This is a genomic window from Streptomyces typhae (genome assembly GCF_009755605.1).
GTDB classification, from domain to species: Bacteria; Actinomycetota; Actinomycetes; order Streptomycetales; family Streptomycetaceae; genus Streptomyces; species Streptomyces typhae.
On the sequence record NZ_WPNZ01000009.1, the window covers coordinates 346,087 to 371,987 of the forward strand.

General features: G+C 73.1%; 19 protein-coding genes and 1 pseudogene. 9 read left to right on the top strand and 11 right to left on the bottom strand.

Annotation, left to right across the window (positions count from 1 at the left end):
* Positions 1 to 27: 27 nt before the first annotated feature.
* On the bottom strand, positions 28 to 3,009 hold the full coding sequence (locus GPA10_RS18850) for an NACHT domain-containing protein (protein WP_157166495.1): 2,982 nt from the start codon (positions 3,007 to 3,009) through the stop codon (positions 28 to 30).
* Between the two features lie 329 nt (positions 3,010 to 3,338).
* Here GPA10_RS18850 and GPA10_RS18855 point away from each other — a divergent pair, with 329 nt between their 5' ends.
* Positions 3,339 to 4,019 carry a M23 family metallopeptidase gene (locus GPA10_RS18855; RefSeq protein WP_157166496.1) on the top strand — a complete coding sequence of 227 codons (681 nt, stop codon included), beginning with the start codon at positions 3,339 to 3,341 and terminating at the stop codon, positions 4,017 to 4,019.
* A gap of 71 nt (positions 4,020 to 4,090) precedes the next feature.
* Here the strand turns inward: GPA10_RS18855 and GPA10_RS18860 are convergent, their stop codons facing one another.
* A complete protein-coding gene (locus GPA10_RS18860; protein WP_058850329.1) occupies positions 4,091 to 4,675 on the bottom strand; it encodes a TetR/AcrR family transcriptional regulator in 585 nt (194 codons plus the stop codon).
* A gap of 132 nt (positions 4,676 to 4,807) precedes the next feature.
* On the opposite strand from GPA10_RS18860, the gene GPA10_RS18865 reads away from it, so the two are divergent.
* The 3 genes from GPA10_RS18865 to GPA10_RS18875 all read left to right on the top strand — a co-directional run bounded on the left by GPA10_RS18865 (position 4,808) and on the right by GPA10_RS18875 (position 7,711).
* A complete protein-coding gene (locus GPA10_RS18865; protein WP_246259372.1) occupies positions 4,808 to 6,490 on the top strand; it encodes an MDR family MFS transporter in 1,683 nt (560 codons plus the stop codon).
* A 205-nt stretch (positions 6,491 to 6,695) separates the two neighbouring features.
* The gene (locus GPA10_RS18870; RefSeq protein WP_157166570.1) at positions 6,696 to 7,169 is read left to right on the top strand and encodes a helix-turn-helix domain-containing protein; all 474 of its coding nucleotides are present in this window, start codon (positions 6,696 to 6,698) and stop codon (positions 7,167 to 7,169) included.
* Between the two features lie 95 nt (positions 7,170 to 7,264).
* The gene (locus tag GPA10_RS18875; protein ID WP_058850331.1) at positions 7,265 to 7,711 is read left to right on the top strand and encodes a VOC family protein; all 447 of its coding nucleotides are present in this window, start codon (positions 7,265 to 7,267) and stop codon (positions 7,709 to 7,711) included.
* 48 nt (positions 7,712 to 7,759) lie between these two features.
* Here GPA10_RS18875 and cseC read toward each other — a convergent pair whose 3' ends face one another.
* The 5 genes from cseC to GPA10_RS18900 form a co-directional block, all read right to left on the bottom strand.
* The gene (cseC, locus tag GPA10_RS18880) at positions 7,760 to 9,145 is read right to left on the bottom strand and encodes a two-component system sensor histidine kinase CseC (RefSeq protein ID WP_246259415.1); all 1,386 of its coding nucleotides are present in this window, start codon (positions 9,143 to 9,145) and stop codon (positions 7,760 to 7,762) included.
* Positions 9,146 to 9,867: 722 nt separating this feature from the next.
* Positions 9,868 to 10,584: a two-component system response regulator CseB gene (gene cseB, locus GPA10_RS18885; RefSeq protein ID WP_157166497.1), complete on the bottom strand. Its 717-nt coding sequence runs from the start codon at positions 10,582 to 10,584 to the stop codon at positions 9,868 to 9,870.
* Between the two features lie 92 nt (positions 10,585 to 10,676).
* Positions 10,677 to 11,351 carry a hypothetical protein gene (locus GPA10_RS18890; protein ID WP_425505773.1) on the bottom strand — a complete coding sequence of 225 codons (675 nt, stop codon included), beginning with the start codon at positions 11,349 to 11,351 and terminating at the stop codon, positions 10,677 to 10,679.
* Positions 11,339 to 11,878, bottom strand: a complete 540-nt coding sequence (locus GPA10_RS18895; RefSeq protein WP_030567966.1) for a SigE family RNA polymerase sigma factor — start codon at positions 11,876 to 11,878, stop codon at positions 11,339 to 11,341. The genes GPA10_RS18890 and GPA10_RS18895 overlap by 13 nt, the downstream gene beginning before the upstream one ends.
* 312 nt (positions 11,879 to 12,190) lie before the next feature.
* Positions 12,191 to 13,123 (bottom strand): HhH-GPD family protein, encoded by a 933-nt coding sequence (locus GPA10_RS18900; RefSeq protein WP_058850335.1) that lies wholly within the window; start codon positions 13,121 to 13,123, stop codon positions 12,191 to 12,193.
* Positions 13,124 to 13,250: 127 nt separating this feature from the next.
* Between GPA10_RS18900 and GPA10_RS18905 the strand changes: the two genes are divergently transcribed.
* A complete protein-coding gene (locus tag GPA10_RS18905; protein ID WP_157166498.1) occupies positions 13,251 to 14,852 on the top strand; it encodes a sensor histidine kinase in 1,602 nt (533 codons plus the stop codon).
* The gene (locus tag GPA10_RS18910; protein WP_058850337.1) at positions 14,849 to 15,523 is read left to right on the top strand and encodes a response regulator transcription factor; all 675 of its coding nucleotides are present in this window, start codon (positions 14,849 to 14,851) and stop codon (positions 15,521 to 15,523) included. Before GPA10_RS18905 ends, GPA10_RS18910 begins: the two co-directional genes overlap by 4 nt.
* Before the next feature lie 537 nt (positions 15,524 to 16,060).
* On the opposite strand, the pseudogene GPA10_RS18915 reads toward GPA10_RS18910, so the two are convergent.
* A pseudogene (locus tag GPA10_RS18915) lies at positions 16,061 to 16,684 on the bottom strand (phosphatase PAP2 family protein); the annotation flags it as partial.
* 175 nt (positions 16,685 to 16,859) lie between these two features.
* On the opposite strand from GPA10_RS18915, the gene GPA10_RS18920 reads away from it, so the two are divergent.
* Complete coding sequence (locus GPA10_RS18920) at positions 16,860 to 17,693, top strand: hypothetical protein (RefSeq protein ID WP_343041073.1); 834 nt, start codon at positions 16,860 to 16,862, stop codon at positions 17,691 to 17,693.
* A 100-nt stretch (positions 17,694 to 17,793) separates the two neighbouring features.
* On the opposite strand, the gene disA is transcribed toward GPA10_RS18920, so the two are convergent.
* Together disA and radA are read right to left on the bottom strand one after the other, a co-directional pair.
* On the bottom strand, positions 17,794 to 18,918 hold the full coding sequence (gene disA / locus GPA10_RS18925; RefSeq protein ID WP_058850339.1) for a DNA integrity scanning diadenylate cyclase DisA: 1,125 nt from the start codon (positions 18,916 to 18,918) through the stop codon (positions 17,794 to 17,796).
* 110 nt (positions 18,919 to 19,028) lie between these two features.
* A complete protein-coding gene (radA, locus tag GPA10_RS18930) occupies positions 19,029 to 20,447 on the bottom strand; it encodes a DNA repair protein RadA (RefSeq protein WP_058850340.1) in 1,419 nt (472 codons plus the stop codon).
* A gap of 188 nt (positions 20,448 to 20,635) precedes the next feature.
* Between radA and GPA10_RS42535 the strand changes: the two genes are divergently transcribed.
* Positions 20,636 to 22,921, top strand: coding sequence for a BACON domain-containing protein (locus GPA10_RS42535; RefSeq protein WP_246259374.1), 2,286 nt, complete (start codon positions 20,636 to 20,638; stop codon positions 22,919 to 22,921).
* Positions 22,922 to 23,454: 533 nt separating this feature from the next.
* Here the strand turns inward: GPA10_RS42535 and GPA10_RS18945 are convergent.
* Positions 23,455 to 24,471, bottom strand: coding sequence for a DUF3109 family protein (locus GPA10_RS18945; protein WP_343041075.1), 1,017 nt, complete (start codon positions 24,469 to 24,471; stop codon positions 23,455 to 23,457).
* Between the two features lie 197 nt (positions 24,472 to 24,668).
* Here GPA10_RS18945 and GPA10_RS18950 point away from each other — a divergent pair, with 197 nt between their 5' ends.
* Positions 24,669 to 25,610 (top strand): Ppx/GppA family phosphatase, encoded by a 942-nt coding sequence (locus GPA10_RS18950; protein ID WP_157166575.1) that lies wholly within the window; start codon positions 24,669 to 24,671, stop codon positions 25,608 to 25,610.
* Positions 25,611 to 25,901 lie beyond the last annotated feature (291 nt).

A 25,901-nucleotide genomic window follows, 5' to 3' on the forward strand; every position in this document is an offset into this window, starting at 1 on the left:
GCGATGTGTTCCCTTGTTGGCGGAGTCTCAGCTGCCGTGCTGTTCGGGGCCGCGCCCCGTAGTGACCTGGGACTCGACGCTGGGAAAGAGTGACCGCGCCCGTGCCAGAACGGTTGCCGAAGTGGGTTCCCCTGTGCGGGTGCTGAACAGCGTCAGATCGGTGATGCCGGGCAGGCTGATGTCGGCGGGCGCATGGGCGAGGCTGTCGATTGGAACGGTCAGACTGGTCAGATGGCGCAGGCGGGATAGGTTCCGCCAGGCTGCTTCCGAGCTGGGGAACTCATTGACGTTCCTGAAGGTGAGTGTGCGCAGGCCGGGCCATCTGCCGATGAGGGTCAGGTCCCGATCCTCCAGACCGGGGGTCAGGATCAGGTCGAGGGTGTGCAGCGGCGCCTCGACCGGGATCTGGTCGAAGTTCCAGGGTTCTCGCACCTCGATGAGGCGCAAGGCCTCCAGGCGGCTCAGGGCCGCCAGGGCATCCCGTGTGAGAAGCGCGGGCGACATCATGAGCAACAGGTAGGTGGGCGCACACTCGGCGATCAAGCGCGACGCAGCCTCGGGGGACACTCCATCGCGGATGTCCAGCAGCGTCGGCCGCAACCCGAGCCGCAGTACCTCGTCCACATGCTCGTCCGTGTGGAGGGTGAAGTGGGTCGAACCGTCGTCCAGGCGGGACACGATCTGATCGGCGTACACGCGGCTGTCGAAGCGGTGCCAGCCCCACATGAGCTGGCTGCGTACTGCTTGGTCCGGGTGGTCCACGTACCTCGCGAGGAAAGGGATCGCCGTGTCCGAGTGCACATGTGTCGCGGCGATCACCACATGCCGGGCGGTGACGCCGGACACGTCCTCCGGACCGGGCAGCAGTTCGAGCACCATTGGCCCCGCAGCCGCCAACTCCCGGGCCTCGTCCGGGCCCTGCGGCGGAATCAGCCCAGCCGTCCGCCGCTCCACCGCCTCCCGCACCGCGGGCACCAGCTCCGCCGCGTGCTCCAGGCAGGTCGCCGCCAGCAGGTGGGCCCGTTTGCGGGCGGAGGAGTCGGGGTGGGCGTCACCGTACGCGAGCAGGTCCGAGAGGAGTTCGGCCCGCTCGCGGGGGCGGGCCTGGGCGACCGCCATGCGGATGACGTCCTCCCACTGGTCGTCCGCGGCGTGCCGGGCGAGGACGCCGAAGTCGCCCTCGTCGACCGCCGCGCGGGCGCCGAGGAAGTCCTGGAAGGAGCGGTGGACGAACTGCACGCTGTCCGGGCCGGGTTCGCGGAGCAGGCCGCTGCGGTGGAGGAAGTGGGCGTAGACGGCGTCGGCGTCGCCGAGGGAGGCGAGTTCGGGGACGGCGGGCAGCGCGTCCCGGATGATCGTCGTGGCGCGGGTGCGGTCCATCTCCGTACGGCCGTTGCGGATCAGCCAGTAGGCGAGCCGTTGCAACAGCTGGAGCTGGGGCTCCTCGCGGAGTTCGGGGACGTCCATGTGGCGCTCGCGGTCGCGGCGGAGCAGGAGCATGGACAGGGCGGCCGTGTAGAGGTCCTTGCGGCCGAGCGGCAGGAAGCCGCGGCGGTCCCGGTGCAGCGCGCAGATCAGACCGCAGAGGAGTGGGTTGGTGGCGAGGCGGCCCAGGTCGTGCTTGGTGCGTACGGCTTCGAGGAGCTGGGTGCGGTACGCCGCGAGGGCCGCGTCCTCCTCCGGGGCGCCGGTCGCCGCGGCCGTGTGCCAGCGCGCGATGAACGTCGCCACGTCCGCCGCGCTCATCGGCGCGAGCGTCAGCTCCGTGAAGCCCTCGTCGGCGAGCCAGTCCTCGCGTACGGCGGAGGGCCGGGACGTCACCAGCCAGCGGTTGCCGGGGTAGGCGTCCATCAGGTCCGTCAGCCACGCGCGCGTGCGGGCGCGTTCGGCCTCGGGCACCTCGTCGATGCCGTCGACGAGGACCAGGGCGCGGCCCGCGGTCAGGACACGGGCCTCCCAGCCGTCCGGCTGGGTCCCGGCGAGCGGGGACACCGCGGTCAGGAAGTCCCTGGGAGCGGGGAGCCGCTCGCCGTGCGCGGTCAGGGTGCGCAGGGGGAGGACGTAGGGGATGTGGTCGCGCAGATAGGCCATGCGCGCCTCGGGGTGCGCGGTGGCGGCCGAGACCGCTAGCCACTGGACGAGCGTCGTCTTGCCGGAGCCCGCCTCGCCGCGCAGGAGCACGCGGTCGTGCGCCGCCAGGGCCTCGTCGGCGGGGCGCGGCGGCGCGTCCAGGTCCGCCTCCAGGACGGTGTGCCAGTCGTCCCCGATCCGTACGTGTCCCAGGGGCCGCCCCTCCCCGCTCGCCGTCAGGCTCAGATAGGCCGCGTCCAGCGGCCACTTGCCCGGGGAGTCGGCCAGGTCGATCCCGAAGATCGTCAGCTTGCCGTGCTTCTTCGTCACATGGGCGAGGTAGCGCTGCTCGAACCGTACGTCCACGGAGTCGGGGAGGGGATTCCTCGCGATCAACTCATCAACTTTGACTATGAGTTCCGCCTGGTTGCGGCTCTGCTCCACGAGAGTGCGGGCCACGAAGGCCGACCGCTGCGTGAAGAAGTTCAGGACGTGCAGGCAGGCCGTGGTCAGCAGGCGCTCGTAGAAGTACGCGGCGTCCGCCGACAGGTGCCGTGCCGGGTCGCCCCCGGCGCGGCGGAGCCGGATCGCCAGTTCCTGGTGGCCGAGGGACACCGCCTCCACGTCCGTGAGGGTGAGGGTGCCGAGCGTGAGCAGGGTGCCGGTCAGGGCGCCCACGACGGTTTCCTCCTCGTCGCGGGGGAGGGGCCGCTCACCGTGCTCTCCGGCGCGCACCGCCCGCCGGACCAGCTCGGTCACCAGGGCGCGGACGTCCTCCTCGGCGAGGTGGCGCCGCTCCCCGCGGAACGACACCAGGCCGTCGACGCGCACGGGCGCGTCCACGAGGTCCGCCCCAGGCCCCGGCCGCGCGAACAGCTTCCTGATCAGCGGGGAGACGACGCCGGACGCGATGCGGATGCCAAGGGCCGCGGGATCCATGCGCGAGAGCGTAGTGGGCGTAGCGGGCGTCACATGTGCGGGGTGCGGGATCGCTCCGCCCGGTGATGTGACGCACAGGGCATACGTCACATACGACGTTTGATAGTGGTTCTTCCGGGCAGGGCGGCCCGAAACGCCCGCGTGGAAATACCGAGGAAACCCCTGGAACCGGACGTCTCGGGTACGGCCGTGGCTAGTAGAGGGGGCGTTTGGGCGCCGGGCGGGGTGGGGGTTACCAAGGGATGGCCGTCCGGCATGCGCAGTCCGTGTGCCGGATTCCCTTTTGCCCGCTCCACCCCGTCCCCATGCCTTGTCCCGGAGGTTTCCCCATGCCGAAGCGCGCCACGACTCACTCCCTCGTCCCGTCCCTGCGTCGCACGCGGGCGGCCGTCCTCGCCGCCGGTGTCGGCGTCACGGCGGTGCTCGGTGCCGGGGTCGCGGCCGCCGCCGACACCAAGGGCGCGGAGCGGTCCGTGACCGCCTCGTCCGTGGGCGCGCAGGCCGCCGCCCAGGCCAAGGCGGCCCAGCACGCCAAGCAGGCCTCCGCCAAGAAGGCCGCGCAGGCCAAGCAGGCCGCCGCGAAGAAGGCCGCCGCCTGGCAGGACCCGGTCGAGAACTACCGCCTGTCCGCGAGCTTCGGCCTCGGCGGCAACATGTGGTCCCAGAAGCACTCCGGCCAGGACTTCGCCGTGCCGATCGGCACCGTCGTCAAGTCCGTGCACGCCGGCACCGTCGTCAAGGCCGGACCGAACGGCGCCGGTGACGGCCCCGCGTACGGCAACGCCGTCGTGATCAAGCACGCCAACGGCACGTACTCCCAGTACGCGCACCTGTCGAAGGTCGAGGTCCGCCCCGGCCAGGCCGTCGGCACCGGCCAGCGCATCGCCCTGTCCGGCAACACCGGCAACTCCAGCGGCCCGCACCTGCACTTCGAGATCCGTACGACGCCGAACTACGGCTCCGCCGTGAACCCGGTGAACTTCCTCCGTGAGCAGGGCGTCCGCGTCTGATCCCCCGCGTGTGACGCCCGGCTCGGGCGCGGTGCGCCTGAGCCGGCCCGGCGTGGTGAGCCCGGGTCGGCTCAGATGCCGTTGTGCGCCTGGGTCACCAAGTCGATGGCGACCTCGAGGATGGCCTTCCGCTTCTCCTCGGGGTCGCCATCGGCGTCCTTGAGCACGAACATCCCGCCGTGCATCGTGAACAGCGCGCTGAAGCAGCGCACCTGCGCGGTCATCGGCGTCGACGGGTCGTCGTGGCGCAGGATGTCCAGGAGCTGGATCATCCGGTCCTTGAAGCTCTCACCCGTCTTCAGGTCGCGCACCGTCGCCTGGTTCTCCTGCATGAAGCGGAAGAGCGGGGCGCCCTCGTCGAGGATCTCGCTGTAGCGGGTCAGGATCGTGCGCTTGGTCTCCAGGGTGCGCGGCTGCTCCTTGCCCCAGGCGATCAGCTCGTCGATGGGCCGCGTCAGATCGTCGAAGATGCTGGTGAGGATGGTTTCCTTGGTCTTGAAGTGGTAGTAGAGCGCCGCCTTCGTGACCTCCAGGCGCTCGGCGATCTCGCGCAGTGACGTCTTCTCGTACCCCTGCTCGGCGAAGAGTTCGAGTGCCACGTCCTGAATGCGCTGACGGGTGTCCCCGCGCCGGCGCTGCCTGCCTGTGCTGCCCATGGTGGCGATCCTCGCACTTCTCCCCGCCCCATCCGAACTTACTTGACGCCCGGCTAGTTAAGGGTCTACTTTCCTCTACTGTAGCCAACTTGCCGGGCGGCAAGTAAGTACGTGGAAGTGGGGACGGGAACCATGGCGGGAACCAGCGTGTCGGTCGGGGCGGCCGACCGTACGGACAAGAAGAAACGGCACGGGGCGGACGCGAAGGAGCAGCAGGGCCGGCAGAAGAACCAGCAGGGGGCGGGACGGAAGCAGCGGCAGGGCGCGGAGACGCCCGAGCCGCGCAGCGTCCGCGTCGTGATCTTCGCGCTGATGGTCGCGATCCTGCTCGCGATGCTCGACAACATGATCGTGGCGCCCGCCATGCCGACGATCGTCGGCGACCTCGGCGGCCTGGAGCACCTGTCGTGGGTCGTCACCGCGTACACCCTCGCGACCGCGGCCTCCACCCCGATCTGGGGCAAGGTCGGCGACATGTACGGGCGCAAGGGCGCCTTCCTCAGCTCCATAGTCATCTTCCTGGTCGGCTCCGCGCTCAGCGGACTCGCCCAGGACATGGGGCAGCTCATCGCCTTCCGGGCCGTACAGGGCCTCGGCGCGGGCGGTCTGATGGTCGGCGTCATGGCGATCATCGGGGAACTGGTGCCGCCGCGGGAGCGCGGCAAGTACATGGGCATGATGACCGGCGTGATGGCGGTCGCGATGATCGGCGGCCCGCTCGTCGGCGGCACCCTCACCGACCACCTCGGCTGGCGCTGGGCCTTCTACATCAACCTGCCGCTCGGCATCGTCGCCCTGTTCATGGTCAGCGCCGTGCTGCACCTGCCGAAGAAGCGGGCCGAGGGACGCATCGACTACCTGGGCGCGGCCCTGCTCACCGTCGGCATCACCTCGCTGGTGCTCGTCACGACCTGGGGCGGTACGGAGTACGACTGGAACTCGGCCGTGATCATGGAGCTGATCGGGCTCGGGGTCGCCTCCCTGGCCGGCTTCTGGTTCGTCCAGCAGAAGGCCGCCGAACCGATCATGCCGTTCCGGATCTTCCGCAACCGCAACTTCTCGCTCATGGCCGTGGTCGGCTTCCTCACCGGCTTCGTGATGTTCGGCGCCATGCTCTTCCTGCCGCTCTACCAGCAGGCGGTCCAGGGGGCCTCGGCCACCAACTCCGGCCTTCTCCTGATGCCGATGCTGCTCGCGATGATGGCCGTCTCGATGGTCGCGGGACGCTTCACCTCGGCCACCGGCAAGTACAAGGTCTTCCCGATCGCCGGCAGCGTCCTGATGGCCGTGGGCCTCTTCATGCTCTCGACGATGGACACCGGGACCTCGCGCTTCACCTCGGGCCTGTACATGGCCGTCCTCGGCGCAGGCATGGGCTGCCTGATGCAGATCACCATGCTCGTCGCGCAGAACAGCGTCGAGATGAAGGACATGGGCGTCGCCTCGTCCACGGCCACGCTGTTCCGCACCCTCGGCTCGTCCTTCGGTGTCGCGATCATGGGTGCGCTGTTCAACAACCGGGTCCAGGACGAGATGGCGGAGCGGTCCGCCGCGGCCGGGGGCGACATGGCCAAGGTCACCGAGCAGTCCGCGCAGCTCGACGCGGACAGCCTCGCCAAGCTCCCGGAGGCGGCCCGGGACGCCTACCAGCACGCGGTGTCCTCCGGTACGCACCTGGCGTTCCTGCTCACCGTGGTGGTGGCGCTCGGCGCGCTCGCCGCGGCGGTCTTCGTGAAGGAGACCCCGCTGCGGGGGGCCGGGCCCGCCGACCAGAAGCCGGCCGGCGCCGCGGGTGGGGACCCCGCGCGCGGATAGCGCGGGCGGACGGCGGCAGAGGCCGTCCGACCCGCGGAATCCGCCCGGCCGTACGGCCCCCGGAACCGAGCGAGAGCTCGGGGCCGGGGGCCGTCGCCGTGGGCGCAGGGCCACGGTCCGGCCCGCCGTTGTCAGTGGCGCGTGCCAGCATCGACGCGTGGACAGACTCCGTCAGTTGCGGCAGCTTCGGCTGGCGAAGGACGCGATGGACCGCGACTGGGCCGACCCCGCCCTCGACCTGGCCGCCGTGGCCGCGCACGCCGGTTACGCACGCCATCACTTCCTGCGCGCCTTCAAGGAGGCGTACGGGGAGACCCCCGGGCAGTACCTCACGCGCCGCCGCATCGAGCGCGCCGGAGACATGCTGCGCTCGGCCGACCTGTCCGTGACGGACATCTGCATGCTCGTCGGCTTCACCAGCGTGGGCACGTTCTCGTCGTCCTTCAAGCGGCAGACCGGCCTCACCCCGAGCGCGTACCGCGCGCGGCACGTGGGGCGCGGTGCGGCGCTGATACCCGGGTGCTGGGCGCTGCTGTGGGCCGGGGGGTTTCCCTCCCGGGAGGGGCTCGACGGTACGGGGAGCGGGGCGCAGCGCTCGGCGGGCGCAGAGGGCTCGGTGGGCTCGGAGCGTTCCGCGGGCTCGGAGCGCTCGGCGGGGTCGTCGGAGCGCAATTCTTGAGAAGCGCATCGCCCGGGACGCTGCCTACGGTGGCCGGGCAGGCACAGAACCCCACACCAGAAGCGGCAGAGGCTTCAGAAGACCGGGAGCACGACATGATCAAGGGACTCGCCATTTCCACCGTCTGGGTCCTCGACCAGGACCGGGCGAAGGAGTTCTACACCGAGAAGCTCGGCCTGGAGGTCCGCACCGACATGACCCTCGGCGAGGGCGGCATGCGCTTCCTCACGGTCGGCGCGAAGGAGCAGCCCGAGCTGATGATCGCCCTGATGGTGCCGGGCGGGGCGGGCATGGACGCGGAGTCGGCCGAGGCGATGAAGAAGCTGGTCACCAAGGGGGTGATGGGCGGTGGCGCCCTGAGCACGGACGACATCCACGGGGACTACGAGAAGCTGAAGGCGCGCGGAGTGGAGTTCCTGCACCCGCCGCAGGAACGCCCGTACGGCATCGAGGCGATCTTCCGTGACGACTCGGGGAACTGGTTCTCGTTCACCCAGCCGCACGAGGGCGACCTGGACCTCGACAAGGACTGGGGCTGCTGAGCCCCCGTCCTCGCCTACGGTCCCGCCGCCGTCCCCGGGCCCGCCCGGCTATTTGTCCTGCTTATCCCACTTGTCCCACTTGTCCGGGAACTGGAGCATCGGATAGCTCCCGGTGTTCGTCGGCGCGTGCTCGGGCAGCCACAGCACCGCCACCGCCCCCTCGGCGGGCTCGTCGGGGGCGGACCCCGGCGGGCGCACGTTGCGGAAGGTCAGCCGCGCGCCGAGCACCCGGGCCTGGCCCGCCGCGATCGTCAGGCCGAGGCCGTGGCCGCGGCCCGCGCGGTCGGCGGAGCCGGTGCGGAAGCGGCTCGGGCCCTCGGCGAGCAGGGCCTCGGGGAAGCCGGAGCCGTGGTCGCGCACCCGGACGACGCGGCCCTCGACGCTGACCTCGATGGGCGGCTTGCCGTGCTTGGCGGCGTTGGCGACGAGGTTGCCGAGGATGCGTTCCAGGCGGCGGGGGTCGGTGGTGACGATCGACTCGTGCACGATCGTCACCCGCACGTCGTGGCTCAGTACGGCCATGCGGCGGCTGACGAACTCGCCGAGCGTGATGTCCTGCAACTCGGCCCGCTCGGACGCGGAGTCGAGCCTCGCCACTTCGAGGACGTCCTCGACGAGGGTGCGCATCGCCTGGGCGCGGTCCTTGACCAGCTCGGTGGGCCGGCCCGGCGGCAGCAGTTCGGCCGCCGTGAGCAGCCCGGTCACCGGGGTGCGCAGCTCGTGCGCGATGTCGGCGGTGACCCGGCGCTCGGCCTCCAGGCGCTGCTTGAGGGCGTCGGCCATGGCGTCCACGGCCTGCGCGAGGTCGTCGGTCTCGTCGCGTACGTAGCCGCCGATGGCCTCCTGGACGGTCACGTCGGTCTGGCCCTGGGCGACCTCGCCCGCGGCGGTGGCCGCCTCGCGCAGGCGGCGGGCGATCTGGCCGCCGATGAGCACGCCGAGGGCGCAGCCGCCGAAGACCACCGCGATGGAGCCGATGACGAGGGCCTGGTCGAGGTCCTTCATGATGGCGGCGCTGCGGTCGGTGAAGCGGGTGTGCACCGACAGGACGTGGCCGTCGCTCAGCGGCACCGCGCCCCAGATGTCCGGTACGCCGTCGGCGTGCTCCTGCACGTAGGTGGCGCGGCGGCCGGTGAGGACCTTGCGCCGCAGCTCCTTCGGGAGCTGCGGGTCGTCGATCTTGGTGCCGTAGAAGGCGCTGGTGGTGCCGCGCGACTGGTAGTTGCGCTGGGCGATCTGTACGCGCTCGTCCTGGAGGTCGCGGGCGTTGTCGAGCATCGAGACGCGGGCGGCGTTGTGCACGACCAGGCTCAGCGCGACGGCGACGAGGGCGCCCACCAGGGCGATGGCCGCGGCGATCTTCCAGCGCACGCCGGTGCGCAGCCTGGCGCCCGCGAGGTTCCGCAGGCGCCAGGGGCCTCGTGGGCGCCGCAGGGCTTCCAGCCGGGTGCGCAGCGTACGGCGCGCCCCGGCGGCCACGCCCCCGGTCCCCACCCGCACGGGCCCGACTCCCGCCCGCACGGGCCCGACTCCCGTCCGCACGGGCCCGACTCCCGCCCGCGCCGCTCCCGCTTCCGCCTGCACTGGTCCAGCTCCCGCTCGTACCGGTCCGGCTCCCGTCCGCGCCGCTGCCGCTTCCGCTCGCACGGGCCCGGCTCCCGTCCGCGCCGCTCCCGCTTCCGCCTGCACTGGTCCAGCTCCTGCCCGTACCGGTCCGGCTCCCGTCCGTGTCCCTTCCGCTTCCGCCCGCACAGGTCCAGCTCCCGCCCGCGCGGCTCCCGCCCGCGCCTGCACCGAACCGGCTTCCGGGCGCGAGGACACCGCGCCTTCACGCGGGGCCCGCGCTCCCGAGCGCACCGCGCGCCAACGGGAGCGCACGGCATCCGCGCCGGGGAGGCCGGCGCCCGCGCCGGGACGTTTCGCACCCGCGCGGGGGTGGTCGGCACCCGCGCCGAGGTGGTCGGCACCCGCGCCGGGGCGGTCCACTCCCGGTCCGGTGTGGTCCGCGCCCGGGCCGGAGCGGTCGGCGCCCGCGCCGACACTCCCCGCACCGGCGGCGCCGGAAGACCCCGAGCGGTCCCCGCTCGGACCGGGCGGTACCGCCCCGTTCATGTCCCTGCCCATGGCTGATCCCTGTGTCCCCGCACGTCGCCGGATCACGCCCGGAGCTTGTAGCCGAAGCCGCGGACCGTTTCGATGCGGTCCTGGCCGACCTTGGTGCGCAGGCGCTGGACGTGGACGTCCACGACGCGGGTGTCGCCGCCCCAGCCGTAGTCCCAGACGCGTTCCAGGAGCTTGTCGCGGGACAGGACCGTGCCGGGGGCGGAGGAGAACTCCAGGAGGAGCCGCATCTCGGTGGGGGTGAGGCCGACCGGCACACCGGCCCGGTGCACCTCCATGCCCTCGGTGTCGATCTCCAGGTCACCGAAGGTGAGCACACCCCCGTCACCGGCGCCGCCCGACTCGGCGGGCGCCGCCGCGCCCGCGCCGGGCCCGCTCGCGTGCCCGAAGCGCCGCAGCACGGCGCGGATGCGGGCGACCAGGACGGCACCGTCGAACGGCTTGGTCACATAGTCGTCGGCGCCCGCCTCCAGACCGAGGACCACGTCGATCGAGTCGGCCCGCGCCGACAGCATGATCACCGGCACCGTCGACTCGTCCCGGATGCGCCGGCAGAGGCTGACGCCGTCGAGGCCGGGCACCATCACGTCGAGCAGGGCGATGTCGGGCTGGTCGGCCCGGAACGCCTCCAGGCCCGAAAGACCGTCGGGCATGGCGGTGACCACGAAGCCGTCGCGCTCCAGGGCGAGCTGCGTGGCCTCGCGGATGACGTCGTCGTCCTCGACGAACAGGACATGGGTGTGTTCTGCCATCGGGTGCTCTCAGTTCCGCTCTGTTCGTACTGGGTTCGGGGGCCGGGGGGGCGTCGGTCGCCGCTCGGGGCGGACGGCCGCCGCTCGGGCGGTCAGTCGTCGTCCGGGGCGGCGGAGGCGCCGCTCACGGTCTTGCTGTAGTTGTTGCGCGTACGGTCCTGCTCGGCGAAGCGGTCCGACGACCAGCGGTACGTGATGACCTCCTCGCCCGAAGGATCGGACTGGGAGCTGCCCTCCTCGTACAACTGCTTGCTCAACACCAGGTCGCCGCGGTCGATCTCCGCGTACACCGGAGGCTGCTCGTCCGTGAACACATTCTCGTACGCCCCACCGGTGGGGCGGTACACGTAACTTCCGATGCCGACGGCGTCCCCACAGGTCAGCACATTGACGACGACGTCGGACGAGGACGCTCCGGTGAGATTGCCGTAGGACACGTCCACCGGGTACTCGTCCGCGACACACGGCTTCAGGTCGCGCTTGACGGCCTGGCTGACCTTCGGGTCCTCCTTCACCAGGCGCACGGCGTCCACGCTCTTCGGGGCGGGCGACGCGGACGGATCGGCTGTCGGCGTCGCGGAGCCCACCGGGCCCGAGCGGGCCGGGCCCTCGTCACGGGTGCCGGAGCCGCCGGTCGAGCAACTGGTCAGGGGGAGCAAAAGGCCGAGGGCGGCGAGCACGGCCACCGCCGTGCTCCCCGCCTTCCACTGTCTCCACTGTGGTGTCGGCCGGCCTGACCGGCCGGCTCCGGCACTCAGGCCGCGCAACGCTCCCGCTCCTCACGTTCGAACGCGCGCGCATCGAGATCGCGGCTCTCCAGCTCCTGGCGGAGCCGGGCGAGCGCCCGGTGCAGCGTGCTCTTGACCGTGCCGGCCGACATGCCAAGCGCGGCGGCCGTCTCCTCGGTGGACATCTGCTCCCAGTGTCGCAGCACGACGACGCTGCGCTGCTTCGGGGCGAGGACCTTCATGATGTCCATCAGGAGGGCGCGGTCCGCGTGCTGCTCCGTGGAGTCGTCGACGGAGGCGTCCGGGAGCTGCTCGGTGGGCACCTCTTCGAGCTTGCGGGCGCGCCACCACTCCGTACGCGTGTTGATCATGACCCGGCGCAGATAGGCGTCGGCGAGACGCTTGTCGGCTATGCCGTCCCAGCGGCCGTAGGTCCGCACGAGCGCCGTCTGGAGCAGGTCCTGCGCGTCGACCGGGTCCGGGACGAGCCGTCGGGCGCTGCGCAGCAGGGCGTCCTGCCGAGTGCGGACGTACTCTTCGAACTCGAGCACCTCGCCGTGCGCCATCTCAAACCGCCTCCGTCCGTTCCCGTCAAACCCCGGCTGCCCCCGGTCGACGCCGGTTGCCTCGTGACCGCTGTTCCCTTGCCTGTGCGGTACGAGAAAGAAGCTACGGAGGCCTTGTCACGGGGCTGTGCGGAGCAGCCAGCGGCGGACGCACGGCTGTACGTCGGTTGTGTAACAGAAGTAGGTCGGACGTAAACCGGCAGGTGAGTGTGGGTGTCGATGCCCGTTATGTCGGCGGTGGCGCGGTGGCGCGGTGGCGCGGTGGCGTGCTGACGCGGTGGCGTGCTGGCGTGCTGACGCGGTGGCGCGGTGTCAGGTCAGCGGAAGCCGGTAGAAGCCGTCCGGCAGCGGCTCCACGAGTCCGTCCGAGACCAGTCCGTCCAGGGCACGGGCCCGCTGCACGGCGTCGTCCCACACCCGGTCGAGGGCGGCCTGCGGCACGGGCGTCACGGCCTCGCGCAGCACGGCGAGGAGCTTGCCGCGGACCTGCCGGTCGGTGCCCGCGTACGTCTGGCCACGGCGCGCGGGGCCCTCGTGCGCGGGCTTGCCCGCCCCCAGCCAGGCGCACCGGTCGGCGAGCGGGCACCGCGCGCAGTCCTCGTTCCTGGCGGTGCAGACGAGCGCGCCCAGCTCCATGGAGGCCGCGGCCCAGCGCGAGGCGGTGCGCTCGTCCGCGGGCAGCAGGGCGCGGGCGAGCTTGCGCTCGGCCGCGGTGGTGGCGTTCGGCGGGTACTGCACGCCGGTGACGGCGCGCGCGAACACCCGCCGCACGTTGGTGTCGAGCACGGCGTGCCGCTGCCCGTACGCGAACGACGCCACGGCCGCGGCGGTGTACTCACCGATGCCGGGCAGCGCGAGCAGCTGCGCGTGCTGCGCGGGGACGTCGCCGCCGTGCCGTTCCGTTATGGCGACGGCGGCGCCGTGCAGCCGCAGCGCCCGCCGCGGGTACCCGAGCCGCCCCCAGGCGCGCACGGCCTCGCCGGGCGCCTCCTCGGCGAGGTCGGCGGGGCGCGGCCACCGGGCGAGCCACTGCTCGTACACCGGGAGCACACGGCTCACCGGTGTCTGCTGGAGCATGAATTCGCTGACCATGACCCCCCAGGGCCCGGCGTCGGGGCGTCGCCACGGCAGATCGCGCGCGTTGGCCTCGAACCAGGCGATGACGGGGGAGTGGAACTGCTCGTCCAGCGAACGGGCGTCGGCGGTGCCGTCGCTGACGAGATCGGCGGCGAGTGCGGTCGGCATGCCGACGATCCTGCCATGGTGGCGGTGGGCTACGCGCCAACGGCACGGCTGGACCGCCCCCTACGGGGCGGTAGACCTGACGATCGGCAGGGGCGGGCACCGCCGGGTGCCGAGTAGCGTCGACGGGATGAAGAGCAGACGCCCGAGGGACGCCGCCCTCTGGGCGGCCCTGGCCGTGCCCGCGGTGAGCGCCGACGCCATCGGCCTGAACGAACCCCGCCCCCTGTGGGGCCACCTCGCGGGCCTCGCGATCCTCGCGGCGGCCGCCGCGACCTGGCGCGCACGCCCGGTCACGGCGTTCCTGCTCGCCGCGTCCCCCGGCCTCACCGCCCCCGCCCTCTTCACCGTCTCCTACGGCCCCGCCCTCGCCGCGCTCGCCCTGCTCCTCGGCAGGCACGGCGCCCGCGTCCGCCCGGCGCTGCTCGCCTTCGCGGCGGTCGCCGCCGTGGGCACGGCCCGGATCGTGGTGCGGGACGTGGACCCGGTCGTGGAGTGGCTGGTGCTCCTCGGCACCCTGCTGTTCGGCGCGGTCTTCCCCTGGCTCGCGGGGCGCTACTGGCGCCAGGGCCGGGAGCTCGCGGCGGCGGGCTGGGACCGCGCCGCCCAGCTGGAGCGCGAGCAGCGCATCGTCGCCGACCGGGCCCGGCTGCGGGAACGCGCCCGCATCGCCCAGGACATGCACGACTCCCTCGGCCACGAACTGAGCCTCATCGCGGTGCGCGCGGGCGCCCTCCAGGTGGCCGCCGACCTGCCCGAGCACCACAAGGCCGCCGCTTCCGACCTGCGCGTGGCCGCCGCGGACGCCACGGACCGGCTGCGCGACATCATCGGCGTGCTCCGCGACGAGGGCGACGAGGCAGCCCCCCTCGCCCCGCCCGGCGAGACCGTCGCCCAACTGGTCGCGCGCGCCGCGGAGTCGGGCCTGCCGGTACGGTACGCCGCCGACGGCACGGAGCCGCCCGGCAGCGCGGGGCGCCTCGCGCACCGGGTGGTGCAGGAGGCCCTGACTAACGCGGCCAAGTACGCGCCGGGCGCCCCCGTGACCGTGACGGCGACCCGCACCGGCGCGGGCACGACGATCGAGGTCGCCAACGCCGCACCCCCGGGGCCGGCCGCCACGCCAGGAACCGGCCCGCGGAACGGCGGCTCGGGCCTCGCCGACCTGCGCACCCGGGTCGAGGCGAGCGGCGGCACCCTGACGGCGGGGGCGCACCGGAAGGGCTTCCGCGTGCTGGCACACGTACCGGAGACGACCGCGGCCGCAACAGCCGACGGAACGTTCCGCCCGCCCTCGCCGTCGTCCTCGCCCCCGCCCGCACCCCCCGCGCGACCCGGTGCCGTCATCGCCCTCGCCCGCCGCCGCACCGCCCTCGCCTTCGGCGCAGCGATCGCCACCGGCACGGTGCTGGTCGCGGGCGCCTTCGGCTGGTACGCGTACATCGAGACGCACTCCGTCCTGCGGCCCGCCGACTACGCGGCGCTGCGCGTGGGCCAGCCGCGGTCCGAGGTCGCCGCCGTCCTTCCGGACCGCAGCGTCACCGACCCGCCCGTCGAGCGCGCGCCGAGCCCGCCGCCCCCGGGGGCGGACTGCCGCTACTACCGCTCGGGCGGGCAGCTCTTCACCTCGCTCAGACACTTCAGGCTCTGCTTCGACGACGGAAGGCTGGTGGACAAGACAGTGATCCCCAAGGCGGGAGCGGACCCGCGGGAGAGGGAGGGAGCACGGTGATACGGGTGCTGCTCGCCGACGACGAGGCGATGATCCGCGCGGGCGTCGGCGCCATCCTCGCGTCCGACACCGGCATCGACGTGGTCGCCCAGGCCGCCGACGGCCGCGAGGCGGTCGACCTGGCCCGCGCCCACCGCCCCGACGTCGCGCTCCTCGACATCCGCATGCCCCGCCTCGACGGCCTGGCGGCGGCGGAGGAGATCGTACGGACACTGCCGGGCACGGCGGTCGCGATGCTCACGACGTTCTCCGAGGACGCGTACGTCGCCCGTGCGCTCGGCGGCGGCGCCACCGGCTTCCTCCTGAAGTCCGGCGACCCGCACGAACTCATCGCGGGTGTGCGGGCGGTGGCGGACGGCGCCGCGTTCCTCTCGCCGCGGGTGGCGCGGCAGGTGATCGACGGCCTCGGCGCCCGGCGCCTCGGGCGCAGGTCCGAGGCCCGCGCCCGGGTGGCCCTCCTGACGCCCCGCGAACGCGAGGTCCTCGCCCTGGTGGGCGCCGGCCTGTCCAACCCCGAGATCGCCGCGCGCCTCCACCTCGTCGAGGGCACGGTCAAGGCCTATGTGAGCGCGGTCCTCGACCGCCTGGAGGTCAAGAACCGGGTCCGGGCGGCGGTCGTCGCGTACGAGGCGGGCCTGGTCGCCGACGACGGGGACGCCGCGGCGGGCTGAAGCCCGGCTTCAGGGGCGGGGCTGCTCGGGGCCCCGGGGTCCGTACGGCTGCGCGGGCTGGTGACCGTACTCGTACTCGGCCTGCTGAGCGGCCTGCTGACCGGGTTGCTGGGCGGCTGGCTGAGCGGCCTGCTGGTCGGAGTGCCGGCCGTGCTGCTGGTCGGGGTGCTGCTGGGCCTGGCCGTGCTGTTGGGGCTGGCTGTACTGCTGGTTGTTGTGCTGCCGGTCGGGGTGCGGCTGTGGCTGCGGCTGGCCGTGCTGCTGCGGGATCCGGCGGAGTGCCATCGTCTCGTCCTGCCGGGGCGCCGTCGCGGCCACCGTCGCAGCCGTCGCCGTACGGTTCCGGCGCAGCGCCCTCGTCCGCTCCGGGCGGAGCGCCATCGTCCGCTCCGCGGGGCGCTCGGCCCGCTGCGGTGCCGCCGGGGCGTGCGCGGGGTCCGGGGCACCGGTCCTGGCGGGCTCGTACGGCAGGGAGTTGCGGTACTGGCCGTCCTGGCGGGGCACGAAGGCCGAGGCGGCGGCCGGAGCCGACGCCGCAGGAGCGGACGCCGTGACCGGGCCCTGCCCCGCGAACCACCGGACCACGCCGGTCCGCGACCCCCGCATCGCCTCCGTGATCCGCGTCACCGGACCGGTGGCGAGCCGCACCGCGAGGAACACCACGACCGCGCCGAGCACCAGGCCGACGGCCACGTCGTGCGGGTAGTGCACACCCACGAAGACCCGGGAGAAGGCCATGAGCACGGCCATCGGCAGGGTCAGGGCCGCGATGCGGGGCCAGGCGAGAGCGAGGCCGAGGGCGGCGGCGCCCGCGATCGTCGAGTGGTTGCTCGGGAACGACCAGTCGCCGTGCGGCGGACACTCCACGAGCGGCTTCAGCGCACCGGACACCGCCCGGCACGGACGCTCCTCCTCGATGACGGACTTCACGGCCTCGGAGATGACGTACGCGAGCGCCGTGCCGAGCGGCGCGAGGACCGCCACCGCGACGGCGCGCGGGTCACCGCTGCGCGCCCGCCACCAGGCGACGACGAAGAGCACGCCGAACAGCAGCAGGCCCAGTTCCGTCCACACCTCCGCGAGGTGCTGCACCCAGGCCGGAGTGTCATGGGCGAACTCGGTGACGTCGAGGTAGAGGCCAGAAGAATCCATGGTGTCCATGATTACGGACGGTACGAAGTGCTCCTGCCCCGTCACATCCGGCGACCGGTGGATCGGGGACCTGACGAAAGTCAGGGGTGCCGGAGAGCCCGACCGGAATGATGATCCGCAAAAGTTGTGGCCGGAGGCGGCGGGTGGGGCAGGACAACGCCCGGTTCTCTCGTAAGGTTTGGGCGTGGGATCTTTGCGCAATCCGATCGGGCCGCTTCCCTCCTCCATCTACTGGCGTCGGAGGGCCGTTCTGCTGTCCGTGCTCGGACTCCTCTTGCTGCTGGTCGTATGGGTCTTGGTGTCGGGCGGAGGCGACGACAAGAACGGCGCCGACGGCCCGTCGGGCAACGGCCCCGCGACGTCCATCACTCCCGGGCCCTCCAGTTCGGGGCCCGCGATCAGTGAACACCCGGGCGGACGGGACGAGTCGGAGGGCTCGGAGGACGGCGCCGACGGCGGCGGTTCGGGCTCCGGCGGTTCCGGCGGCTCGGGTGGTTCCGAGGGCTCGGGCGGCTCCGGCGGTGCGTCCGGCGGCGGCGCCGGGAGCGGCGGCGCGGACGACGCCAAGGGCGGCGGCGGCTCGGGCCAGCGGCTGCCCGCCGGATCGCCTCTCGCCAACTGCACCTCCGACGCCGTGAAGTTGAAGCTGCGCAGCGTACGGAACACCTACGCGCCCGGCCAGAAGCCGAAGTTGGAGCTGACCGCCGTCAACACCGGCGGCAAGGCCTGCAAGGTCGACCTCGGCGGCAAGGGCACCGTCCTGACGATCACTCAGGCCGGTGCGGACGACGCGCTCTGGTCCTCCGCGGACTGCCCCGGTGCCACGGCGAGCATCCTGTACCGGGTTCCCGCGAACGGGCAGGTGACCTACTCCGTGGAGTGGGACCGCAAGGCGAGCGCCCCGCAGTGCGCGACGCCTCCCGCGGGCGGCGCCAAGGCCGACACCTATCTGGTCGAGGTCAGCTCGCCCGGCCTCGGCGAGGTCGCTCCGGCGTCGTTCGTGCTCGCCAAGGACTGACGCCCGGGGGGCGACTGAGGTCGCGGGGCCACTGGGGCCGCCACTGGGGCTATCGGGGCCGCGCGGGCCGGGCCTCCGGCCCCGTGCGCGCCGGGCGGTGCTAGACGTACCGCTCCAGGATGGAGGACTCGGCGAGCCGGGACAGGCCCTCGCGGACGCTGCGGGCGCGGGCCTCGCCGACCCCGTCGACCGTCTGGAGGTCGTCCACGCTCGCGGCGAGCAGCTTCTGGAGGCCGCCGAAGTGCTCGACGAGGCGGTCGATGATGGCCCCGGGCAGCCGGGGGACCTTCGCGAGCAGCCGGAAGCCGCGCGGCGACACCGCGGAGTCGAGGGTCTCCGGCGATCCCGTGTATCCCAGGGCGCGGGCGACCGTGGGCAGTTCGAGGAGTTCGGCGTGGCTCAGGGAGTCCAGCTCGGCGAGCGCCTCGTCCACGGTGCGGGAGCGCTTCGCCGTGGGCTCGGGGACATAGTCCCGGACGACCAGCTCGCGCTCCGGCTCCACACCCGCGATCAACTCGTCGAGCTGGAGGGTCAGGAGACGGCCGTCCGTACCGAGCTCCACCACGTACTCGGCGATCTCCGTGGCGATGCGGCGCACCATCTCCAGGCGCTGCGCGACGGCGGACACGTCCCGCACCGTCACCAAGTCCTCGATCTCCAGGGCGGAGAGCGTGCCCGCGACCTCGTCGAGACGGAGCTTGTACCGCTCCAGGGTGGCGAGGGCCTGGTTGGCACGTGACAGGATCGCCGCGGAGTCTTCCAGGACCCGGCGCTGACCGTCCACGTACAGCGCGATCAGGCGCATCGACTGGGACACCGACACGACGGGGAAACCGACCTGCTTGCTCACCCGGTCCGCCGTGCGGTGCCGGGTGCCGGTCTCCTCCGTGGGGATCGTCGGGTCCGGCACCAACTGCACGCCCGCCCGCAGGATCTTCGTGATGTCCTTGTCCAGCACGATGCCGCCATCGAGCTTGCACAGCTCACGCAGGCGCGTGGCGGTGAACTCGACGTCCAGGACGAAACCGCCCGTGCACATCGACTCGACGGTCTTGTCCGAGCCGAGCACGATCAGCCCGCCCGTGTTGCCTCTGAGGATGCGCTCCAGGCCGTCCCGCAGGCCGGTGCCCGGCGCGACCGCGCTCAGGGAGGCGCGCATAAGACCGTCGGCACCGGAGCCTCCACCGGGCTTGCCGGGAGCCGCTCCCCGGTCGTTGGCTGCCACTGCACTCCTCCGGTCGCAGGTTGTCCGTCCCATGGCCGACACAGCCGACACCGCGCCGACGCTCCGCCGCACGCCTTGCTTCGTACGGATGGGCGAGACCAGGGCAAAGTCTACCGGCGCTGGTCCTCCTCCCGTGGGGCCTCTCGCCGACGCGATCTCGGGAGGACGCGCAGCGCGTCGCCCATGTCGGCGACTTCGGTGACCTTCATACCGGCCGGGACCTTTCCCGGGTCGGCGGGGACGAGGGCGTGGGTGAAGCCGAGGCGGTGCGCCTCGGCCAGTCTGCGCTGCACTCCCGTGACCCGTCTGACCTCGCCCGCCAGGCCCACCTCGCCGATCGCCACCAGGTTCTTCGGCAGCGGGGTGTCGCTGGCCGCGCTGGCCAGGGCGAGCGCCACGGCCAGGTCGGCGGCCGGCTCGGACAGCTTCACGCCGCCGACCGTGGCGCTGTAGATGTCGCGCTTGCCGAGGGCCGTGATGCGGCCGCGCTGCTCCAGGACGGCCAGCATCATCGAGACGCGGGACGTCTCCAGGCCGGAGGTGGTGCGGCGCGGGGAGGGGATCTGGGAGTCGACCGTCAGCGCCTGGACCTCGGCGACCAGGGGGCGGCGGCCCTCCAGGGTCACCGTCAGGCACGTGCCCGGGACCGGCTCGGCGCGGCGGGTCAGGAACAGGCCCGAGGGGTCGGCCAGGCCCGTGATGCCCTCGTCGTGCAGCTCGAAGCAGCCGACCTCGTCCGTCGTCCCGTACCGGTTCTTCACGCCGCGGACCAGGCGCAGGCGGGCGTGCCGGTCGCCCTCGAAGTGCAGGACCACGTCGACGAGGTGCTCCAGGAGGCGGGGGCCCGCGATCGCGCCGTCCTTCGTGACGTGACCGACCAGGAGCGTGGACATGCCGCGTTCCTTGGAGGCGCGGATCAGGGCGCCGGCGACCTCGCGGACCTGCGCCATGCCACCGGGCGCGCCGTCGATCTCCGGCGAGGCGACCGTCTGCACGGAGTCGAGGATCAGGAGCGAGGGCTTGACCGCGTCCAAGTGGCCGAGGACGGCGGACAGGTCGGTCTCCGCCGCCAGATACAGGTGGTCCGCGAGCGCGCCGATGCGGTCGGCGCGCAGCCGGACCTGGCTGGCCGACTCCTCGCCGGTGACATAGAGCGTGCGGTGCTCGTCCGACGCCGCCTTCGCAGCGACGTCGAGGAGCAGCGTGGACTTGCCGACGCCCGGCTCGCCCGCGAGCAGCACCACGGCGCCCGGCACCAGGCCGCCGCCGAGCACGCGGTCCAGCTCGTCGACCCCGGTCGTGCGGGCCGTGGCGCTGCGGCCGTCGACCTGGCCGATGGGCAGCGCGGAGGAGGTGACGCGGCCCGGGGCGGTCGTGCGGACCGCGGGCGCGCCGTACTCCTCGACCGTGCCCCACGCCTGGCACTCGGGGCAGCGGCCGAGCCATTTGGCCGTCTGCCAGCCGCACTCGGTGCATCGGTAGGACGGACGCTGTTTCCCGGCGCTGGCGGATTTCGTACGGGCAGCCATGCGTGAACCGTAGCCGCCGCCACTGACAGCGGGCCCGACGGCCGTGCGGCCCCGCGCCCCTACCTCCCGAACGGGCAACGGAATCATGGCTTCCTGTCCCCTTTTGAGGGATCTGTTCACCCGTAAGGATTAAATGCACTCAAGGGGGCAGAACGGGTCTGCATCATGCGCCTAACTTCGCACGGGTGATGAGCAGCAGTCCGGAAACCCCCACCCACACCACCGGCGCGCACCGGGCGCATCAGGGCGCCCGCAAGCGGGTGGTGCCCCGCACGGTCGCGCAGGCGCCGACGGCACCGTCGGTGCCCTACGAACCGTTCCTGGACGGCCTGTTCACGTACTGCCTGTCGGTGCTGTGCGACCACGACGCCGCGACGGCCGCGCTCGGCGACGTCCTCGCGCTGGCCGAGCGCCGCGGTGCGCGCCCCGAGGGCGACACCCGCGCCTGGCTGTACGCCCTTGCCCGCTGGATGTGCCTGCGAGCGCTGACGGAGGCGAAGCAGCGGGGGCGGCACGGGGCGCAGCAGGGGGGCTCCGTTGACGGCGGTGACGGCGGTAACGGTGCTGGTGGCGCTGGTGGCGCTGGCGGCGGTGGTGCCTCGGCGGGGGCCGGTGCTGTGGCGGGTGCGTTCGTGGGCGGCGGGGGGTCGGTGTACTCCGGGGTGGCGGCCGCCCCGTACGCGCCTGGAGGCGCCCTTGCCGCGCCTCAAGGCGCTCTGGCCGCGTCGCAGGGCGCTCTCGCCGCGCCTCACGGTGCTTACGCCGAATCGCAGGGCGCTCTCGCCGCGCCTCACGGTGCTTACGCCGAATCGCAGGGCGCTCTCGCCGCGCCCCACGGTGCTTACGCCGCGTCGCAAGGCGCTTACGCCGCACCCCAGGGTCCGGTCGGCGCGCCCCCGGGCTCCGGGGCCGCCCCGCGGAAACTGGTCGCCGCGCCGCAGGGGCCGGTGGCCGTGTCGCAGGGGTCCGTCGCGGTGCAGCCCGCGCACCTGGCTGGGCACGCGGCCGGGCATGCGGCCGTGCACGCGGGCCGGAACGGCGCCGCTCTGGACGACGTCGCCCGCATGGACGACATCAGCTGCATGGACGACGTCGCCCGCATCGACGACGTCGCCCGTACCGAGGCCGCCGCGCGTGCCGAAGCCGCTGCCCGTGCCGACGACCTCGCCCGTGCCCGGCGCCGTGAACTGGCCCAGCTGGCCTGGCCGGAGGCCGCGGGGACGACCCCCGAGCAGCGGGAGGCGCTGGAGCTCGCCGTCCGGCACCGGCTCGCGCCCAAGGAGGTCGCCGCGGTGCTCGGCCTCGACCCCGCCGCCGCCCGTGAACTGCTCGCCGCCGCGGCCTGCGAGGTGGAGCGGACCCGCGCGGCCCTCGCCGTCGTCGAGACCGGCTCCTGCCCGATCGTCGCCCGCCTCACCGGCGACAACCAGGTCCTGCTCGGTACGGCCCTGCGCCGCGAGCTGGTCCGGCACGTCGACGACTGCCCCCGGTGCCGCCGTACCGCCGAGCGGGCGGCGTCCGGTGCCTGGCCCGGTACCGCCGTCACCCCGGCGGCGCTGCCCGTGGTCGCCGCACCGCGCGCGGCACTGCACCACGCCCTGGCGCACGCCCCGCGCACGGCGCGCAGGACCCGTGGCGGCGGGCCCCGGTTCGACCGCCGCGGCTTCCCGATGGATCCCAAGGACCACGCGGCCCGCCGGGAGCGGCTGCGGGCGCGGGCCGTCACCACGACGGTCGTGGCGACGGTAGTGGCCGCTCCCGTCCTCGCCCTCTGGGCGGCGTACCGGGGGGCGCCGTTCACGGGGGAGGGGCGTGACGGCCGGGCCGCGGGTGTCACGGAGGCGGAGGACGGGCCCGGGGGGCCGGGCGGCCGGGAGGGCTACGAGAACGCGGGCAACGCCCGTACGGACGCACGCTCCCGGGACGGCCGCGGTGGGCCGGGTGTCTCCGTGGAGGTTCTCAGCCCCGGTGGTCCTGCGGGGTCGGCGCCCGGGGCGGGGCGGATCGGTGTCCAGGCCAGGTCGCACGGCGGGGTGACGCTGATCACGCTGACCGGGGCGGGGAGTTCACCGGTGCGCTGGTCCGCGAGCACCGGTGCGTCGTGGCTCGTGCTGAGCCAGGCGTCCGGCAGGCTCTCGCCCGGGGAGTCGGTGACGATCAGGGTGTACGTGGACGACGACCGCGAGCCGCACGGGCACTGGAGTGCCCGCGTCACGATCGCCCCCACCGGCGCAGTGATCGCCCTGGAGGGCTACGGCCACTCCACGACACACCCCCGCCCGAACCCCCCGACCCCCGGCCCCACACCCCCGCACTCCACCCCACCGCCCCCAACCTCACCCCCCACGAACACCCCACCCCCCACCCAACCCACCCCACCCCCCACCACAACCCCACCCCCCTCAGACCCACCCCCCACCCCATCCGACCCACCCTCAACACCCCCACCGACCAACACACCCCCACCAGCCTGAGAGGACCCCGGAGCAACCGGGAACAAGGGGGCCGGGAGGGCCCCGTCAGGGGCGCGGGGAACGGCGCGCGCAACCAAAAACGGACCGGCAGGCGCAGGGGCCGGGTGGTCCGGCGGTGGGTAGGCGCCCGAGCGCGAGGTGCGTGGCGGGGGCTTGCGGGGCGGGGCAGGGAGGGCCCCGTCAGGGGCGCGGGGAACGGCGCGAGCAACCAAAAATGGACCGGCAGGCGCAGGGGCCGGGTGGTCCGGCGGTGGGTAGGCGCCCGAGCGCGAGGTGCGTGGCGGGGGCTTGCGGGGCGGGCCTGGGAGCGCCCCGCCAGGGGCGCGGGGAACGGCGCGCGCAACCAAAAACGGACCGGCACTCGCCCGCAGCACGGGCCCCCGCCGGCGAAGAGGCGCACCGAACACGAAGGACCCGCGCCCCACGAGGGGAGCACCCCGCAGGGCACGCGGGGAACGGCGCACGCAACCAAGAACCGACCGACCCCCGCAGGGCAGCGCGCAACCCCCGACGGCGCGCACCCCCGCCCAGCCCTAGCGCAGCGGATCCGCAGGATGCGGAGCGATCAGCGGAAGCCGAGACGCCAACCTCTCCTCGCACAGCTCGACCAGCCGGTCATACCCCGCCTTGCCCATCAGCTCGATCAGCTCCGGCCGGTACGACACGTACACAGGATCCCCCGCCCCGTGCGCGGAGGTCGCCGACGTGCACCACCAGTGCAGGTCGTGCCCCCCGGGCCCCCACCCCCGGCGGTCGTACTCACCGATGGAGACCTGGAGCACCCGGGTGTCGTCCGGCCGTTCGATCCAGTCGAAGGTGCGCCGCACCGGCAGCTGCCAGCACACGTCCGGCTTGGTCTCCAGGGGCTCGCGCCCCTCCTTCAGCGCCAGGATGTGCAGCGAGCACCCCGCACCCCCGGCGAAGCCGGGCCGGTTCTGGAAGATGCACGACCCGTTGTAAGGACGGGTCTGCCGCTCCCCGTCCTCGTCCTGCGAGACCCACCCGGTCTTGGTGCCGATGTCGTGGTGCTGCCAGATGTCCGGAGTGAGCCGCGCCACGTGCCCCGCGACCCGCTGCTCGTCGTCCTCGTCCGAGAAGTGCGCGCCCAGCGTGCAGCAGCCGTCGTCGGCGCGGCCCGCCTTGATGCCCTGGCAGCCACTGCCGAACACGCAGTTCCAGCGGGAGGTGAGCCACGTCAGGTCGCACCGGAAGACCTGCTCGTCGTCGGCGGGGTCCGGGAACTCCACCCAGGCGCGCGCGAAGTCGAGCCCCTGCTCGTCCGGCACCACGGCACCCTTGCCGGACCTGCCGCCCCTGTCGGCCTTGCCACCCTTGCCGCCCTTGGCGGCTTTCCCGGCCTTGCCGCCCTTGGCCGCCTTCTTCTCCGACTTCGGGGTATCCGAGGACTTCGGGGTATCCGAGAGCTTCGCGGACTCCGAGGACTTCGCGGGCTCCGAGGACTCCGAGGACTGCGAGGACTTCGAGGAAGAGGAAATGGATGACTCCGACGGCTTCGATTTGTCGGGCTTCGCCTTTTTCGTCTTTGGCACGCCTCCAGGGTATGCGCGCGACCCCCTCCACGGAGAACGGCACCATCTCCACGGAGAACGGCCCCATCTCCTCAGCGAACGGCACCAGCTGCGTGGAGAAGGACACCATCTGCCTGGAGAAGGTCGACATCTGCCTGGAGAAGGGCAACATCCTCCCGGACGCCACCGGCGTTCCCCGGCGCAGTAGCGTTCCGTACATGAGACTCGGTGTCCTCGACGTGGGTTCGAACACGGTGCATCTGCTGGTGGTGGACGCCCACCCCGGCGCGCGCCCGCTGCCCGCGCACTCCCACAAGGCCGAACTGCGCCTTGCCCAACTCATCGACGAGGCGGGTGCCATCGGCCCCGCCGGCGTCGAACTGCTCGTCGCCACGGTGCGTGACGCGTTGCAGGCGGCCGAGGACAAGGGCGTCGAGGACCTGCTGCCGTTCGCCACCTCCGCGGTGCGCGAGGCCACCAACGCCGACGAGGTGCTGGCCCGGGTCCGCGAGGAGACCGGCGTCGACCTTCAGGTGCTCAGCGGTGCCGAGGAGGCGCGGCTGACGTTCCTCGCCGTCCGGCGCTGGTTCGGCTGGTCCGCGGGCAAGCTGCTCGTCCTCGACATCGGCGGCGGCTCCCTGGAGATCGCCTACGGCATCGACGAGGAGCCGGACGCCGCCGTCAGCCTGCCGCTCGGCGCGGGCAGGCTCACCGCGGCCTGGCTGCCCGAGGACCCGCCGGACCCCGCCGACGTGCGGGCCCTGCGGCGCCACGTACGCGCCCAGATCGCCCGTACGGTCGGGGAGTTCAGCCGCTTCGGCAGCCCCGACCACATCGTCGCCACCTCGAAGACGTTCAAGCAGCTGGCCAGGCTCGCCGGGGCCGCCCGGTCCGCCGACGGCCTGTACGTACAGCGCGAGCTGAAGCGGAAGACCCTGGAGGACTGGGTGCCGCAGCTCGCCGCCATGACCACGGCGGAGCGCGCCGAACTGCCCGGGGTCTCCGAGGGCCGGGCCGGTCAGCTCCTCGCCGGAGCGCTCGTCGCCGAGGGCGCGATGGACCTGTTCGGCGTGGATTCGGTGGAGATCTGCCCGTGGGCGCTGCGCGAGGGCGTGATCCTGCGCAGGCTCGACCACCTGCCGACGACGGAGGTGCCCTGACAGGGGTCCCCCGGCGGAGCTGACCTAGTGGCGGCCCCCTGGCTGAGGCCCCCTGGCTGAGGCCCCCTGGCTGAGGCCCCCTGGCTGAGGTGCCCTGGCTGAGGTGCCCTGGCTGAGGTGCCCTGACGGAGCTGACCTAGTGGTGGCCCCCTGGCTGAGGTGCCCTGACGGAGGTGCCCTGATGGAGGATCCCCCCGTGAGGGGGGCGTGAGATCCCCCATGCCCCCCCCACGCCCACCCCCACGCCCCGGCCCCGCCCCGCCCGCCGGAGGCACCCCGTACGCTGTCCCC